The 15,191-nt window shown below is 71.0% G+C and carries 14 protein-coding genes; 3 read left to right on the forward strand and 11 right to left on the reverse strand.

Annotated features, from left to right (window positions below; all coding sequences use genetic code 11):
* Window positions 1–362: 362 nt before the first annotated feature.
* From ACIBBB_RS23375 to ACIBBB_RS23395, 5 genes are all read right to left on the reverse strand, one after another.
* The gene (locus tag ACIBBB_RS23375) at window positions 363–1,865 is read right to left on the reverse strand and encodes a glycoside hydrolase family 3 N-terminal domain-containing protein (protein ID WP_398984916.1); all 1,503 of its coding nucleotides are present in this window, start codon (window positions 1,863–1,865) and stop codon (window positions 363–365) included.
* Window positions 1,862–2,689 carry a carbohydrate ABC transporter permease gene (locus ACIBBB_RS23380; RefSeq protein ID WP_398984918.1) on the reverse strand — a complete coding sequence of 276 codons (828 nt, stop codon included), beginning with the start codon at window positions 2,687–2,689 and terminating at the stop codon, window positions 1,862–1,864. Before ACIBBB_RS23380 ends, ACIBBB_RS23375 begins: the two co-directional genes overlap by 4 nt.
* On the reverse strand, window positions 2,686–3,633 hold the full coding sequence (locus ACIBBB_RS23385; RefSeq protein WP_398985031.1) for a carbohydrate ABC transporter permease: 948 nt from the start codon (window positions 3,631–3,633) through the stop codon (window positions 2,686–2,688). Before ACIBBB_RS23385 ends, ACIBBB_RS23380 begins: the two co-directional genes overlap by 4 nt.
* Window positions 3,634–3,685: 52 nt before the next feature.
* Complete coding sequence (locus tag ACIBBB_RS23390) at window positions 3,686–4,975, reverse strand: sugar ABC transporter substrate-binding protein (RefSeq protein ID WP_398984920.1); 1,290 nt, start codon at window positions 4,973–4,975, stop codon at window positions 3,686–3,688.
* A gap of 193 nt (window positions 4,976–5,168) precedes the next feature.
* The gene (locus ACIBBB_RS23395; protein WP_398984922.1) at window positions 5,169–5,951 is read right to left on the reverse strand and encodes a dioxygenase; all 783 of its coding nucleotides are present in this window, start codon (window positions 5,949–5,951) and stop codon (window positions 5,169–5,171) included.
* A 128-nt stretch (window positions 5,952–6,079) separates the two neighbouring features.
* On the opposite strand from ACIBBB_RS23395, the gene ACIBBB_RS23400 reads away from it, so the two are divergent.
* The gene (locus ACIBBB_RS23400) at window positions 6,080–6,577 is read left to right on the forward strand and encodes a MarR family winged helix-turn-helix transcriptional regulator (protein ID WP_398984924.1); all 498 of its coding nucleotides are present in this window, start codon (window positions 6,080–6,082) and stop codon (window positions 6,575–6,577) included.
* Window positions 6,578–6,625: 48 nt separating this feature from the next.
* Here the strand turns inward: ACIBBB_RS23400 and ACIBBB_RS23405 are convergent, their stop codons facing one another.
* Window positions 6,626–8,173, reverse strand: a complete 1,548-nt coding sequence (locus tag ACIBBB_RS23405; protein ID WP_398984926.1) for an MFS transporter — start codon at window positions 8,171–8,173, stop codon at window positions 6,626–6,628.
* Window positions 8,174–8,407: 234 nt separating this feature from the next.
* Entirely contained in the window at window positions 8,408–9,061 is a 654-nt protein-coding gene (locus ACIBBB_RS23410) for a TetR/AcrR family transcriptional regulator (protein ID WP_398984928.1), read from the reverse strand.
* Window positions 9,062–9,316: 255 nt separating this feature from the next.
* On the opposite strand from ACIBBB_RS23410, the gene ACIBBB_RS23415 reads away from it, so the two are divergent.
* On the forward strand, window positions 9,317–10,618 hold the full coding sequence (locus tag ACIBBB_RS23415; protein ID WP_398984930.1) for a M6 family metalloprotease domain-containing protein: 1,302 nt from the start codon (window positions 9,317–9,319) through the stop codon (window positions 10,616–10,618).
* Here the strand turns inward: ACIBBB_RS23415 and ACIBBB_RS23420 are convergent.
* Window positions 10,605–11,669 (reverse strand): AMP-binding protein, encoded by a 1,065-nt coding sequence (locus ACIBBB_RS23420; protein ID WP_398984932.1) that lies wholly within the window; start codon window positions 11,667–11,669, stop codon window positions 10,605–10,607. The genes ACIBBB_RS23415 and ACIBBB_RS23420 overlap by 14 nt on opposite strands.
* Before the next feature lie 57 nt (window positions 11,670–11,726).
* Between ACIBBB_RS23420 and ACIBBB_RS23425 the strand changes: the two genes are divergently transcribed.
* A complete protein-coding gene (locus ACIBBB_RS23425) occupies window positions 11,727–12,353 on the forward strand; it encodes a phosphoribosylanthranilate isomerase (RefSeq protein WP_398984935.1) in 627 nt (208 codons plus the stop codon).
* Here the strand turns inward: ACIBBB_RS23425 and ppk2 are convergent, their stop codons facing one another.
* The 3 genes from ppk2 to pcaB form a co-directional block, all read right to left on the reverse strand.
* A complete protein-coding gene (gene ppk2 / locus ACIBBB_RS23430) occupies window positions 12,354–13,415 on the reverse strand; it encodes a polyphosphate kinase 2 (protein WP_398984937.1) in 1,062 nt (353 codons plus the stop codon).
* Entirely contained in the window at window positions 13,402–13,608 is a 207-nt protein-coding gene (locus ACIBBB_RS23435; protein WP_398984939.1) for a hypothetical protein, read from the reverse strand. Before ACIBBB_RS23435 ends, ppk2 begins: the two co-directional genes overlap by 14 nt.
* 125 nt (window positions 13,609–13,733) lie before the next feature.
* Window positions 13,734–15,170, reverse strand: a complete 1,437-nt coding sequence (gene pcaB / locus ACIBBB_RS23440; protein WP_398984941.1) for a 3-carboxy-cis,cis-muconate cycloisomerase — start codon at window positions 15,168–15,170, stop codon at window positions 13,734–13,736.
* Window positions 15,171–15,191: the final 21 nt, after the last annotated feature.

The following is a 15,191-nucleotide window of genomic DNA, read 5'->3' on the forward strand; positions in this document are numbered from 1 at the left end:
GTGCAGTGATTTTTGTGATCATGCAGTACCCTGTCCCGCCACCGAGGGGCGACGCGTGATCCCAAACAGGTCGCAAGCGCTGGTCAGAACCGGGACCGAGGGCGATCCGGTGGCCTTCGCGGGATTTACGTCCACGACAACGGTGGGACGCGCACACCTTCCACACCGGCACCTTCACTCTCTGACAACGTCGCCCGTGGCTGTTCTGTTACCCGGAAAGACGGCGGACATCGCACAAAGGTTGCTCGGGATGTCCGTTCTGACCTCATTGCCGCCGAGCGCCCCGGGGCCCCGGACCGGTGCGGTCCGGGGCCCCCGGGCCGCGCGGTGGCGGTCGGTGGCGGTCGTCGGCCGCCCGGTGGTCAGCCGCCGTGCGGGGTGCCGCCCAGGAGGCGCTCGACGGCCGCCCGCGCGTTGACGCGGGCGGAGCCGTACGTCACCACCGTGTTGGCCGCCAGCGCGTCCACGGCGTGCGGCCAGCCGGTGAGAACGACGACGGCGTCCGGGCGGCGGGCGACCAGTTCCCGCAGCAGCGCGGTCTCCGCCTCGTCCCGGTGGGGCTCTCTGGCGAGGATGACCAGGGGGCGGTCCGCGGAGCCCTGGAGCGCGGTGTCCGCGCGGGCGGCGGTCGGTCCTTCGGCCGGTACGCCGGTGGTGGTCAGGCCGGGCATGGCCTCGGCGAGCAGCCGGTTCAGGTGCGGTGCGCGGCTGCCGGACGCGTGGTTGACGCGCTGTCGCAGGTCGATCACGTACGGCGGCGAGCTGAGGGCCACATTGCCGCGTACCCGCAGTGCCGCGCGCGCCACCGCGAGCGGCAGCTCGTCCTCCTTGGGAGGCGGCGCCGTGGCGCGGGCCCGGCCGATCCACCCGGCCAGCTCGCGCGCCCGGCGGCCGGCGTCGGCGAGCCGGTCGGCGGGGAGCACGCCGGTGGCCAGGGCGTCGAGGAGGGCGTCACGCGCGGTCCGGTAGGCGGTCTCGGCGGCCTCCGGGCTCTCGGGGTTGCCCAGGCAGAGCAGATCGGCGCCGCCGACCACCGCCTGGACGCAGGCGGGACCGAAGCCCGGGTCGAGAAGGACGGCGCCCATGTCGAGGGCGTCCGTGACGATGGCGCCGGCGAAGCCCAGCTCCTCCCTGGCCAGCCGGGCGGCCTCGGGGTTCAGTGAGGCCGGTGCCTCCCCGAAGGGGAGGGCCCTGATGTGCCCGGTCATCAGGCAGCGGCTGCCGGCCTTGATCGCGGCGGCGAACGGCACCAGGTCGCGCCGCCGCAACAGGTCGAGATCGGCGTCCAGTTGGGGCACCCGCAGGTGGGAGTCGACGGCCGTGTCGCCGTGCCCGGGGAAGTGTTTGGCACAGGCCGCGACGCCCGCGGACTGCATGCCGGTGACGTACGCGGCGGAGTGCCTGGCCACCAGGGCGGCGTCCGCGCCGAAGGCTCGTACGCCGATCACCGGGTTGTCGGGATCGGCGTTGACGTCCACGTCGGGGGCGAGATTCAGCCCGATGCCCGCCGTGCGCAGGTCGTGGCCGATGGCGCGGGCGACCCGCTCGGTGATGTCGGTGTCGTCGACCTCGCCGAGGGCGCCGTTGCCCGGGTACGAGGAGCCGGTCGCCGCCTCCAGGCGGGTGACGTCGCCGCCCTCCTCGTCGCTCGCGACGATCAGGTCCGCGCGGCGGGCGAGCAGGGCGGCCGAGAGCGCCGCGGCGGTCTTCGGGTCGGGCACGTTGTGCGCGAAGTACACGACGCCCGCGAGCCCGGCGTCGACGGCGTCGAACAGCCACGGGGGCGGAACGGTGCCGTGGAAGCCGGGCAGCAGGACGGCGTTGACGAGCCGCGAGGCCCCGGGCCCTGAGGGAGCCCGGCTCATCCCTTGACCGCCCCGGCCGCGAGACCGGAGGCCAGCCTGCGCTGCACGATGATGAAGAAGACCAGCACCGGCAGGGTGATGAGGGTGGAGCCGGCCATGACCGGGCCCCAGGACGTGGAGTTCTCGCCGAAGAACTGGAACAGCCCGACGGCGGCGGTGTACTTGGACCCGTCCTTCATGAAGGTGTACGCGAAGACGAACTCGTTCCACGCGGTGATGAAGGCGAACACGCTGGTGGCGACGAGACCCGGCGCGACCAGCGGCAGCAGCACGGACCAGAACATCCGCGGCCACGAGCAGCCGTCCAGATAGGCGGCCTCCTCGACCTCCTTGGGCACCGTCGCGACGAAGCCGCGCAGCGTCCAGATCGCGAACGGCAGCGACAGCGCGATGTAGACGACGGTCAGCCCGATGAGGCTGTTCAGGAGCTCGTAGTCCCGCATCTGTAGGAACAGGGGGATGACGAGCGCCTCCAGCGGCACCATCTGCACGATCAGCACCATGATCAGTACCGAGGTACGGAAGCGGAACCGGAAGCGCGCGACGGCCACGGCGGCGAACAGCGCCAGCAGCCCGGAGATCAGGATCGTGCCGAGCCCGACGAGCATCGAATTGGTCAGGAACTGGCCGAAGTTGCCCCGGTCGAAGATGTAGCTGAAGTGCTCGCCGCTGATCCCGCTCGGCAGGACGTCGGCGCCACGGGTGATCGCGTCGGGGTCGAGCGCGGTGCTGACCATCCAGTACACCGGGAACAGCGTGAAGACCAGCAGCGCGAACACCGCGACAGCGAGCCCGATCCGCCCGGCGGTCGTCGTGCGGGTCACAGCTCGTCACTCTCCTTGAAGAGGGTTCGGATGTAGACGATCGTGATCAGCAGCAGGAGGAGGGTGAGGAGTACGGCGGTGGCCGCTCCCGCGCCGTAGTCGTTCAGGGCGAACGCCTGCTGGTAGGACCAGACGCCCAGGTTGAGGACCTCTTCGTTGCTGCCCGCGCCGCCCGGCATCAGATAGATCTGGGTGAAGACCTTGAAGTCCCAGATCGTCGACAGGATCGTGACGACGAGGAAGATCGGCTTGATGGTGGGCACGGTGATCTTCCAGAACCGCTGCCAGGCGTTCGCGCCGTCGATCATCCCTGCCTCGTACAGCTCCCTGGGGATGGTCAGCAGCCCCGCGAGCACGGTGATGGCGACGAACGGGAAGCCGTGGTGCACCACGTTGAGGGTGGCGATGGCGTAGAAGGACAGCCGCTCGGTGAACCAGTTCGTGGTCTCGGGGTCGATGAGCCCGAGCGAGCCGGCGAGCTGGCTGATCATTCCGTCGCCAGCCGAGAACAGCCACACCCACACATAGGTTCCGGTGACGGCGGGCATCGCCCAGGCCGCCATGATCGCGGTGGAGCAGATGACCCGCCAGGTGGTGCCCAGCCGCTGGAGCAGCAGGGCGGCGAGGGTGCCGAGCGCGACGGTGAGGGCCACACAGGCGACCGCGAAGAACGCGGTGTTGGGCAGGACGGTGCGCCACAGATCGCCGTCGCTGAGCAGGTCCTTGTAGTGGTCGAAGCCGGTGTACACACCGACGCCGCCGCCGAATTTCACCTCGTAGTCCTGGACGGACAGGATGCCGACCTTGACCAGCGGCCACAGCAGCAGGCCCGCCAGCACCACGAGGGACGGCAGAAGCAGCAGCCAGGGGCGGGTGGTACGGCCGAGCTGCTTGCGGCGCAGCGTGGGGCTCGGCCGGCCGCCGCGTGGCCGCGACGACTTCACGGGGGAAGTCGTCGCGGCCACGTCGTCGTGCGCCGAGTCTTCGATGAGCGACTCAGGAGGCAAAGATCTTGTCCATCTCGTCGGCGGCCTGGTCCGCGGCCTCCTGCACGGTCTGCTTACCGGTGAGGATCGACTGCACCATCTTCGTGACGACCTGCGTGGCCTGGATCTGGCCGTACGCCGGGGTCTTCGGGACGGTCGCGCCGGCCTCGGTCATCTGCTTCGCGAAGGGGGCGACGAGCGGGTCGGCCTTCGCCTGGACCTCCTTGAGGAGGGAGTTCTGGCCGGGGAAGTAGTTCGTCTGCTCGGCCCACTTGGTGGCGAACTCGCCGGTGGTGACCATCTTGACGTACTCCCAGGCCAGGTCCTGGTTCTCGCCCTTGAAGGTGGAGAGGTAGGAACCGCCGAGGAAGGACCTGCTCATGCCGCCGGTCTCACCGGGGATGGGTGCCGCGGCGAGCTTGCCCTCAAGGTCGGGGGCGGCCTGGACGAACGACTTGGGCGTCCAGTTGCCGGAGAGGGTCATGGCGACCTTCCCCTTCTGGAAGTCGGTCGCCACCTCCTTCTCGGTCCAGGTGGTGACCTTCGCCGGGGACAGCTTGTCCTTCTTCGCGAGGTCGGTGTAGTAGGTGATGCCCTTGACCGACTCAGGGGAGTTGATGCCGGACTTCCACTTACCGCCCTCCTCTATGGCGAGTTCACCGCCGGCGCCCCAGACGAAGGGGGTCGCGAACATCTCCGCGCCGCCCGCGACCGGGAAGGGGATCATGCCCGGCTCCTTCTCCTTCAGGACCAGCGCGGTGTCGCGCAGTTCCTTCCAGGTGGTCGGGGCCTTGAGGTTGTGCTTCTCGAAGATGTCCTTGCGATAGAGAAGGCCGCGGACACCGGCGTACCAGGGCATGCCGTACTGCTTGCCGTCCAGCGTGCCCGCGTCGGCGAGACCCTCGACCAGGTCGTCGCCCAGTCCGGAGTCCTTCACCTTGTCGGTCACGTCCACGAGGCCGCCGGTCTCGGCGAACTGCGGGATCCAGGTGGTGCCGACCTCGGCGACGTCGGGGACCTGGCTGGGTCCGCCCTCGATCGCGGTGGTGAACTTCTTCTGCGCGGTGGCCCACTGCTGGTACTCGACCTTGACCGTGGCGCCCGTCTTCTTCTTGAAGGCCGCCGCGACCTCGTTGAAGAAGGGCTTCGGGTCCGGGTTGGTCCCCTCCATGATCCACACGGTCAGGGTCTTGCCCTTGCCCGACGTTTCGCCGCCGTCCCCGCCCGAGTCCCCACTGCCGCAGGCAGAGAGTCCGAGCGCCATGGTGACGACAAGGGCCCCGATGACATGTTTCCGCATGGCCGCTCCCTAACAGGATGTCTAGACCATCAGGAACGTACGGAGACCGGAATGCCCGGTCAAGTGACATTGGCCGGGGGATGTCGAACCGTTGCCTATCTGAACCCGTCTGCCATTGGCCGGACCTCTGGCGGAGTACGGCACGTAACGGACGGGCCGGGCGCGGCGGGCGGGCCGGGGCGGATGTCGCGTATCAGCCGAACTGGACCGACCGTTTGGCGAGCCCCATCCAGAATCCGTCGATGACGTTCCGTACGCTCCCGAGCTCGTCCTCGGCCGCGCCGAGTGTCACGAACAGCGGCGCGAAGTGCTCGGTACGCGGATGGGCGAGCGCACCGGCCGGTGACTTGTGGGTGAAGTCGAGCAGCGCGTCGACGTCCCGCGCGGCCAGCGCCTCCCGGCCCCAGTCGTCGAACTCGGCGGACCAGCCCGGCACTCCGCCGCCCGCATGGCGCAGCGCGGCGAGGTTGTGCGTGAAGAAGCCGCTGCCGACGATGAGGACTCCCTCGTCCCGCAGCGGGGCCAGTTTCCGGCCGATCGCGAGGAGTTGACGGGGGTCGAGTGTCGGCATGGAGATCTGGAGGACGGGAACGCCGGCGTCGGGGAACATCTCGACGAGCGGGACGTACGCCCCGTGGTCGAGCCCCCGGTCGGGGACGCGCTGTACGGGGGTGCCGGGGCCGCGCAGCAGCTTCTCGACGGAGTCGGCGAGCGCGGGGGCGCCGGGGGCGGCGTACCGGACCTGGTAGTAGCGCTCGGGGAAGCCCCAGAAGTCGTACACAAGCGGCAGGGTCTCGGTGGCACCGAGGGCGAGCGGTGCCTCCTCCCAGTGGGCTGAGACGATCAGGACCGCCCGGGGGCGCGGCAGGCCGGCGGACCAGGCGGCGAGCTGTCCGGGCCAGACCGGGTCGTCGGCGAGGGGCGGGGCACCATGGGAGAGGTAGAGGGCGGGCATGCGCTCCGCTGTGCTGGTCATGGCGTCTCCCTGCCGGTGGTGGTCGGGGCGTCCCCGCCGGACCGATCTACTTGAACCTTAAATCACTTACCGAGTGTGACCCTACGACTATCTAGTTCAACTTTCAAGAAGGATTTAGGGTGGGAGACATGGAGAGCGACGGACAGCCACGCTGGCTCAGCACCGAGGAGCAGGGCGTCTGGCAGGCGTACCTCCAGGCCACCACGTTGCTGGAGGATCATCTCGACCGCCAGTTGCAGCGCGACGCCGGGATGCCGCACATCTACTACGCCCTGCTCGTCCACCTGGCGCGGGCGCCGCACCGGCAGATGCGGATGACCCAGCTGGCGAAGAACGCCAAGATCACCCGCTCCCGGCTCTCGCACGCGATAGCCCGGCTGGAGAAGAGCGGCTGGGTGCGCCGCGAGGACTGCCCCTCGGACAAGCGCGGGCAGAACGCGACCCTGACGGACGAGGGCCAGGAGGTGCTGACGCGGTCGGCGCCCGGCCATGTCACCGCCGTACGGCAGGCGATCTTCGACCGGCTCAGCCCGGAGCAGGTGGCCTCGCTCGGGGAGATCATGCGGGTGATGGCGAAGGGGCTCCAGCCGGACGGTTCGGACGCGGATCTGCCCTGGCGCCGCTGAGGAACAGCGGCGCCAGGGCAGAGGCAGGGCGAGCGGATCACGGGACCGTCAGTGCATGGCCACCGGGATCTTGGCGTCTTCCGCCAGACCGTCGGCGCCCTCACCCTTGGCCACCTGGGTGCTCCCCGGACGGCCGGTGTTGATGAAGGTGAAGGCGATTCCGGCGGCGATGACCAGGATGCCGACCGCCCACCAGATGGCGCTCGCGTAGCCGTGCACCATCGCCTGGAGCTCCAGGAGCTTCGGGTTGTTCGCACCCGCCGAGTTGGCGGCGACGTACGCGGTCGTGGCGGAGGCGGCCACGGTGTTCAGCAGCGCCGTACCGATCGCGCCGCCGACCTGCTGCGAGGTGTTGACCATCGCCGAGGCGACGCCCGCGTCACGCGGCTCGATGCCGTGCGTCGCGAGGGACATGGCCGGCATGAAGGCCGTACCCATGCCGAGGCCGAGCAGCAGCAGCGCCGGCAGGATCAGACCGGGGTACGAGCTGCCGATCTCCAGCTGCGTCAGCAGCAGCATGCCGATCGCGCCGACCAGGAAGCCGGGGCCCATCAGCAGCCGCGGCGGGACGCGGGTCATCAGACGGGCGCCGATCTGGGTGGAGCCCGTGATCATGCCCACGATCATCGGCAGGAAGGCGAAGCCGGTGCTGACCGGTGTGTAGCCCTTCACGACCTGGAGGTAGTAGGTCAGGAAGAGGAACAGACCGAACATGCCGATGATGGCCAGGCCCAGCGAGAGGTAGACACCGCCGCGGTTGCGCTCCATCAGGACGCGCAGCGGCAGCAGCGGGGACTTCACCCGTGCCTCGACCGCGACGAACGTGGCGAGCAGCACGGCCGAGATGACGAACATCGCGATCGTCGTCGGGTCGGACCAGCCCTCGGACTCGGCGCGCGTGAAGCCGTACACCAGCGCCACCAGGCCCAGCGTGGACAGGAAGACACCGGGGACGTCGAGCGGCGAGCGGTTACGGCCGCCCGCGGGCTCCCGGATCACGAAGTAGGCGCCGGCGGCGGCCACGATCGCGAAGGGGATGTTGACGAAGAAGGTCCAGCGCCAGTCCAGGTACTCGGTGAGGAATCCGCCGAGGATCAGACCGACGGCGCCACCACCACCGGCGATCGCACCGAAGATGCCGAACGCCTTGGCGCGCTCCTTCGGGTCACCGAACGTCACGGCGAGCAGGGAGAGCGCGGCGGGCGCGAGCAGGGCGCCGAACGCACCCTGGAGGGCACGCGAGCCGAGCAGCATGGCCTCGCTGGTCGCGGCGCCGCCGACGGCGGACGCGGCGGCGAAGCCGAGCAGGCCGACGACAAAGGTGCGCTTGCGTCCCCACAGGTCGGCGATGCGTCCGCCGAAGAGCAGCAGGCCACCGAAGGCCAGCGCGTAAGCGGTGATGACCCACTGGCGGTTGCCGTCCGATATGCCCAGGTCCTGCTGGGCGGAGGGCAGCGCGATATTCACGATCGTCGCGTCGAGCACGACCATCAGCTGGGCCAGGGCGATGAACACCAGGGCTTTCCAGCGCTTGGGATCGGGGGCCGACTCGGGGACCTGCGGGTCCGGGAGCCGGGTCTCGGCAGTTTTGGACATGGGTGTGGCCGCCTATGCGTACGAAGAGGTCATAACGGGCGCGGGGACGCACTGGTCGGCCCCATCCGCGGGTTACGGGTTACTGGTTCGTGGGATCCGGCCCGCCCGATCGCGGTCGCCGGTGTACGTGGTCGTCAAATGTGGTCAGTGGTCTTCGGGCATGAGCGGCCCTCGGAACGCGCTTGTCCTGCGTGGTCGACAGAAGTTCTTGGTCCGGGGGCGCGGCACACGTCGTCATCGACGGTGGCGCATGTCCTCCAGAGTCGCCGCCGCGCCCGGCAGCTCGGAGCGCGCGGGCGCCTCCAGGCCGTCCAGGAACAGCTGTAGATGCCGGTGTGTGAAGCGGTCGATGTTCAGACAGCCGGTACCGGGCAGCGGACGGGTGAGCTGGGAGAGAGCGACCATCAGGTCACCGACCGCGACGTCGGTGCGCAGCCTGCCGGTCGCGCGCGCCTTCTCCATGAGACCTTCGACGGCCGCTTCGAGGCGCTCGCGTTCCGCGTGCAGATGAGGGAGGTCTCCGTTGAAGCTGCCGGAGAGGAGCGGGCACAGGGCACCGATCCGCTCGTCGGCCGCCGCGTGAACGAAGCGGCTGAGCGCCACGAACGCGTCGGCCTCCTCGGCCGCGGCCCGCTGCGCCTGGTCCGTGGTGCGCGCCATCACGGAGTGCACCACCTCCAGTATCAGCGTGGAGCGGTCGGGGAAGTGACGGTAGAGCGTCGCGTTGCCGACGCCGGCGCGGCGAGCGATCTCGTCGAGCGGCACGTCCGGGCCCGACTCCACGAGGATTTCCCGGGCCGCCGCCACAATGCGCTCCCTGTTGCGCAGAGCGTCCGCCCGCGGACGCGGAACGCGGCGCGTGTCGGATTCGGTGGCAACGGCAGTCACGTCGGGGCCCTTCCCTCGGTCACACAAGTGGGGAACGCGTCCCCGTTTCCTTGACACGAGTGCAAACGGGGAAGCCGTCCCCGGTTATTTCGCCAGGTCGTGTGAGCTGGGTCACAAGGTCGTGGGCCAGGTCTCCGCCGGTCCGGAAAACCCCACGATCGGCGCACCCAGCGGGCGCCGACACGCCGTCCGACGCAGGGTGATCGAACGGAGAGCAGTCAGGAAGGACGACTGCCGCTGACCCGAAGGCGGCCGATGAAGCACTCCCGCCGGATACGCCGGACCGCAGGTCGCGGCAGCCACGCCCGACCCCGCCGGCTCGGCACGCTCGCCGCGCTCGCCGCCCTGACCCTCGCCGCACTCACCACCGCCAGCGCGACCCTCCCGCTGCCGACGCGGGCCTCCGCCGGGCCGGCCTCCACCTCGCACGACGCGACGCTCGTGCCGTGCCGTATCGCCTCCGCGGTCGGCGTCCAGATGTCCGAGGGCGTGCCCACCCCCGCCGGTTACTCCCGCTCCACCGGTACGGTCCGCGCGCTCAACCTGATGGTCGACTTCTCCGACGCGCAGGGTTCCGGAAGCGCCGCCGACCGGCTCGCGGAGTTCTTCCCGCAGACCTCGCGGTGGTTCCGCACCAGCTCCTACGGGCGGCTCGACTACCGGCCCGAGGCTCCCCTGAAGGACTGGCTGCGGATGCCGCTGCCGTTCGCCGACTACGGGATAGAGCGCGGCGCCCCCTACGAACCCGGCTACCGGAGGCTCGTCCAGGACATCGTGCGGGAGGCCGACCCCGAGGTCGACTTCAGCGAGTACGACCTGGTCAACGTCCTCGTCACCCCCAACGCCGGCCCCTCGGCGCTCGACACCGTCCTGTCCGTTACGTTCTCCGGCAACGGCGAGGCCCCGAAGGCGGACGGTGTCCCCCTCGCCAACACGTCCTTCGTCTACAGCCGCCAGGACGACGGCTCGGGGTCGTACGCGCGGACCGGCTACCGCGTCCTGCCGCACGAGAACGGCCATGTCTTCGGCCTGCCCGACCTCTACACCCTCGACGGCGGCGGCGCGGTCGGACACTGGGACATCATGTCCGAGGACTGGGGGGCCAACAACGACCTGCTGGGCTGGCACAAGTGGAAGCTCGGCTGGCTCGACAACGAGCAGATCAGCTGCGCTTCTGCCCCCGGCCGCAGCGAGCACGACCTCACCCCGCTGGCCACCGAGGGCGGTCACAAGCTTGCGTTCGTGCCGCTCTCCGAGGACTCCGGATACGCGATCGAGGTCCGCACCCGCGCGGGCAACGACGAGGCCGTCTGCAAGCCGGGCGTGCTGATCTACCGGGTCGAGTCCGACGTCGACACCGGCCGCGGTCCGGTGACCGTCTCCGACAGCGAGGAGCGCAGCGGCGGCTGTACGCGGCGGCCCAACGTGCACGCGGAGCTGTCGGACGCGCCGTACGGGCCCGGCGAGACGTTCCGGGACCGGGAGGGCGGCGTCAGCGTCGCGGTGGTCGGGAAGGCCGGAGCGGACGGCTACCGGGTCCGGATCAGCCGGTCCTGAACCAGCCGTCGGCGGTGAACGCCTCGGCGGTCGCCCGCTCGTCGCGCCAGTAGGCGTACGGGAGCGACTGGCCGCGCAGCCACACCTCCCCGGTGTCCGGGGACACGCGTGACTCGACTGCGGGCGTACCGGCGTACGCGGGCTCCGGCTCCCCCGGTGCTCGCGCCGGTACGTCCGCCGGTACGTCCGCCGGTGCGTCCGCCGGTGCGTCCGCCGGTGCGTCCGCCGGTGCGTCCAGGACCAGCGCGCCGCCCGCCGCCATCGCGCCGTACACCTCGAAGAACGCGGCGGGCCCGGAGAACGGGCGCGTCAGACGCCTGACGGGCGCCGGGCCCAGCCCCGGCAGCTCCCCGCGTCCGAGGGCGTCCGCGGCGGCGCGGTAGCGGGCGTCCATCGCGGCGCCCGCCTGCGCGAGCTGGGTGGAGACGGCGCCCCTGAGGGGGTCCGCCGGTGACACGTAGCGAATGGTGGCGTCGGACTCCGCGGGGATCTCGATGTCGGGCGGGGCCGCGTACGGGTCGGGGGCGGGCAGGTCCTCGTACCGCTCGGTGAGCGCCCCCGGCGCCTCCCCCGGGCCGAAGACCACGACGCGCGCCTGTTCGCGCTCCGCCCACCCTGTGACGGGCGGCAGCCGTTCGCCGTCCACGAGCAGCACGCGGGGCGCGCAGTGGTCCAGTACGCGGCCCAGCTCGTCCCCCGTCCACCCGGGGTCGAGCGGTACGGCGACGAGCCCGGCGAGCTGCGCGGCCCAGAAGGCCGTCTGCCAGTCGGGTCGGTCACCCATCAGGACGGCGGCCCGCTCGCCCGGCCGCAGGCCGTAGATGTCCACCAACCGGTTGGCCAGCATCGTCGCGGCGGCGAAGAACTCTCCGTAGTCAAGGAGGCGGGACCCGTCGCCGCCTACAAGGAAGGGCCGGTCCCCGTAGGCCCACGTCGTCTCCACGAACTCCCGCAGGGTGCGCGGGCCGTCCGCGTACATCAGCGAGCCGTTCTCGGCGCGTACGACCTCGAAAGGCGCCCCGGGGGCTGTCAGGGCGGCGGTGTCCGGCAACGTACGTCTCGCTTTCTTCGTACTCTCGGGTTGAGTCCATCGAGCGAGGAGCTCCTGTTGCACAACTTGTACGTCAAGGTCTGCGGGCTGCGGAAGCCCGCCGAGGTCGAGGCCGCCGTGGCCGGCGGGGCCTCCGCCGTCGGATTCATCCTGACCACGAGCCCCCGGCGGCTGACCGCCGCCGAGGCCCGCCCGCTCGCCGCGCTCGTGCCGCCCGGTGTCGCCAAGGTCGCGGTCTTCCGCGGCGAGCCGCTGGAGGAGGTGCGCCGGGCGGCGGCCGAGGCGGGCGCCGACACGGTCCAGCTGCACGGCGGCGAGCCGCCCGAGGCGTTCGCCGCGCTGCGCGCCGACGGCTTCCGCCTCATCCGCGCCACCTCGCCGCGGTCGGGCGATCCGCTGGCCACGGGCGCGTACGGCGAGGACATGCTGATCATCGACTCGCCGCGGCCGGGCTCCGGCGAGCGGTGGTCACCTGAGTCGCTCCCCGAGCCGCCGACGGGGTCCTGGGTCCTGTCGGGCGGCCTCTCGCCGGACAACGTCGTCGACGCCGTGGCCGCGCTGCGGCCGTGGGGCGTCGACGTGTCGAGCGGGGTGGAGAGCGGCCGGGGCGTGAAGGACGTCGGGCTGATCGAGAAGTTCCTCGCCGCCGTCGGCGCTCCGGGAGGACTCGACCGGACCCGGTGATCAGTCCTTGGGCTTCCGGCCCGGCTTCCGCTTCCCCTTCGGCTTCCGCTCCGTGTCCGGCTCGGACGCCGGCCGCTCGGACGCCGGGTGGTCGCCCGCCGGGTGGTCGCCCGGCCCGTGCGTGCGGGCCGCGAGCGGGGTCGGGGACAGGTCCGTCCTCTCCTCGCCCGCTTCGAGCAGGGTGTCGGCCGGGCCCACGATGAGCGGGTCGGGCACGCCGAGGACGGCCTCGTCCTTCTGGTCGTAGTCCATCCGCCACAGCAGGCTGCGCATGGCCTCCAGCCGCCCACGCCTCTTGTCGTTGTTCTTGACCACGCTCCAGGGCGCGTGGGAGGTGTCGGTGGCGCGGAACATGTCGACCTTCGCCGTCGTGTACGCGTCCCAGAGGTCGAGCGACGCGAGGTCGGTGGGCGAGAGCTTCCACTGCCGTACGGGATCGATCTGACGGATCGCGAAACGCGTGCGCTGCTCGTCGTGCGAGACCGAGAACCAGAACTTCACGAGCAGGACGCCGTCGTCCGTGAGCATCCGCTCGAACTGGGGTGCCTGGCGCAGGAAGTGCTCGTACTCGTCCTCCGTACAGAAGCCCATCACCCGCTCGACACCGGCCCGGTTGTACCAGGAGCGGTCGAAGAAGACGATCTCCCCGGCGGACGGCAGATGCGCCACGTACCGCTGGAAGTACCACTGACCCGCTTCTCGCTCGGTGGGCTTCTCCAGGGCCACCACGCGGGCACCACGCGGATTGAGCCGCTCGGTGAACCGCTGGATGGTGCCGCCCTTGCCCGCCGCGTCCCGGCCCTCGCAGACCACCACCACCCGCTGGCCGGTGTCCTTCACCCAGCGCTGGAACTTGAGCAGTTCGATCTGGAGCCTGCGCTTGGTCGCCTCGTACTCGCGACGGCGCATCCTCTTCGCGTACGGGTAATTCTGCCGCCATGTCTGTATGGGGTGACCGGACTTGTCGAGCAGGACGGGCTGCTCGGGGTTCCGGTCGTCGACGGTCAGCCCGTCGAGCAGGACGCTCGTGCCGGGGTCCTCGTCCTTCTCATCCCCCGGCATGCGGGCGCTCTCCCCGGTAGGCGCCGTTGTCGGTGGCGGGAGCGCCGTCGAAGTCGGCGTCCTCCTCAAGAGGCGGAAGGTCGACGGTGTAGTGCGCCTCCAGAAAGAGGTCGCTGTGCTGCGGACGCGAAACGGACTCATCTGCGGCGGGAAGAGGCGCGGTTCGGACGATACGACGCTGAGAGCTCTGCATCCAAGACCATCCAGTGGAGGGAGTCGTACGGGCCGCGCGGCCCATTGCCGGGCGACGGGCTCATCCTTACATAGGGCTCGATCTTGACAAGCGAGTCCAAATGCCTGGTGGGCCCCCCGACCGGCTCAGTCCGTCGCCCGATCGGGGTTCAGGCCCCGGTGACGCTGCAGGACCCGGTCCACCAAGTCGCCCGCCGCCCCCGTGTAGTGAGCCGGGTCGCAGAGCTTCCTGAGGTCTTCGGCCGGCCGGCGGCCGGTCAGGGCGGGGGCCTCGGCCAGGACGTCCGCGAGATGGCGGCCCGTGGTCGCCGCCTCGGCCGAGACCCGGGCGAGCAGCGTCTTCGCCTCGGCCCGGCCGAGTTCCACGGACAGCAGGGCGGCGAGCCGTTCGGAGACGACCAGACCGCCCGTGAGGTCCAGATTGGCCCGCATCCGGTCCTGATGGACGGTCAGCCCCTCCGTCAGTTCGGCGGCGGTGTGCGCGGCGCCGCCGGCCAGCCGCAGACAGTCGCGCAGCGGCAGCCATTCGGCGTGCCAGGCGCCGGCGGGCCGCTCGTCGTCGTGGACGGACGCCTGCATGAGGGTGCCGACGAGGGAGGGCACCTGGTAGGCGGCGGAGCGGATCAGCCCCGAGAGCGCGGGGTTGCGTTTGTGCGGCATGGCGGAGGACGTGCCCCGGCCCTCGGCGGCCGGTTCCGCCAGTTCGCCCGACTCGGTGCGGGAGAGGAGTTGGACGTCGGCCGCGATACCGCCGAGCGCGCCGGTCAGCAGGGCGAGCCCGGCGCCCAGGTCGGCGATGGGCGTACGGACGGTGTGCCAGGGCACGAGGGGTTCGGCGAGGCCCAGTTCGGCGGCGAGCGCGGCGGGCAGCTCCCGGAGGTAACACCGGCCGCCGTCGTCGGCGGCGTCCGGCACATGCAGGAGCGCGTACTGAAGATATCCGGCCATCGTGCCCGCCGCGCCGCCGAGTTGGACCGGCAGCCCCCCGCCGCGCACCCGGCGCAGCCGGTCGCCCGCGTCGAGCACGCCCTGGAGCCAGCCCGCCGCCTTGAGGCCGAAGGTGGTCGGCACGGCGTGCTGCCCCAGGGTGCGGGCCGCCATGGGGGTGTCGCGGTGCCGGGCGGCGAGGCGGGCCAGCGCGTCGGCGGTGCGGTCGAGGTCGGCCAGCACGAGGTCCAGGGTGCGCGCGGCGACCAGCATGAGGCCGGTGTCGAGGATGTCCTGGCTGGTGGAACCCTGATGGACGCTGTGCGCGGCCTCGGCGTCCTCGGCTGCGACCAGCGCGGTGAGGCGCCGTACGAGCGGCACGACCGGGTTGGCGGCGCCACGGGCCTGGACCGCCAGGTCGTACAGGTCGAAGTTCTCGGCCCGCGCTGTCTCCCCGATGACACGCGCGGCGGACTCGGGTACGGCCCCGAGCCGCGCCTGGACCCGGGCCAGGGCGGCTTCGGTGTCGAGCATGGCCTGGAGGCACGCGGCGTCGGTGGTGGCCGCCTCGGCCGGGGTGCCGGCCCGGACCGGGGAGAAGAGCCCCGTGTCGGCGGCGGGCTGAACGGTGGTCATATCTGATTCCTCGTCAGCTGG

The organism is Streptomyces sp. NPDC051217 (assembly GCF_044455465.1).
In the GTDB taxonomy this organism is placed as follows: Bacteria; Actinomycetota; Actinomycetes; order Streptomycetales; family Streptomycetaceae; genus Streptomyces.

Bases quoted from the DNA above. Each gene is read 5' to 3' on its own strand.
- ACIBBB_RS23405 (WP_398984926.1), bottom strand. From the start codon at position 8,173: ATGTCCAAAACTGCCGAGACCCGGCTCCCGGACCCGCAGGTCCCCGAG.
- pcaB (WP_398984941.1), bottom strand. From the start codon at position 15,170: ATGACCACCGTTCAGCCCGCCGCCGACACGGGGCTCTTCTCCCCGGTC.
- ACIBBB_RS23435 (WP_398984939.1), bottom strand. From the start codon at position 13,608: ATGCAGAGCTCTCAGCGTCGTATCGTCCGAACCGCGCCTCTTCCCGCC.
- ppk2 (WP_398984937.1), bottom strand. From the start codon at position 13,415: ATGCCGGGGGATGAGAAGGACGAGGACCCCGGCACGAGCGTCCTGCTC.
- ACIBBB_RS23415 (WP_398984930.1), top strand. From the start codon at position 9,317: ATGAAGCACTCCCGCCGGATACGCCGGACCGCAGGTCGCGGCAGCCAC.
- ACIBBB_RS23395 (WP_398984922.1), bottom strand. From the start codon at position 5,951: ATGACCAGCACAGCGGAGCGCATGCCCGCCCTCTACCTCTCCCATGGT.
- ACIBBB_RS23400 (WP_398984924.1), top strand. From the start codon at position 6,080: ATGGAGAGCGACGGACAGCCACGCTGGCTCAGCACCGAGGAGCAGGGC.
- ACIBBB_RS23390 (WP_398984920.1), bottom strand. From the start codon at position 4,975: ATGCGGAAACATGTCATCGGGGCCCTTGTCGTCACCATGGCGCTCGGA.
- ACIBBB_RS23375 (WP_398984916.1), bottom strand. From the start codon at position 1,865: ATGAGCCGGGCTCCCTCAGGGCCCGGGGCCTCGCGGCTCGTCAACGCC.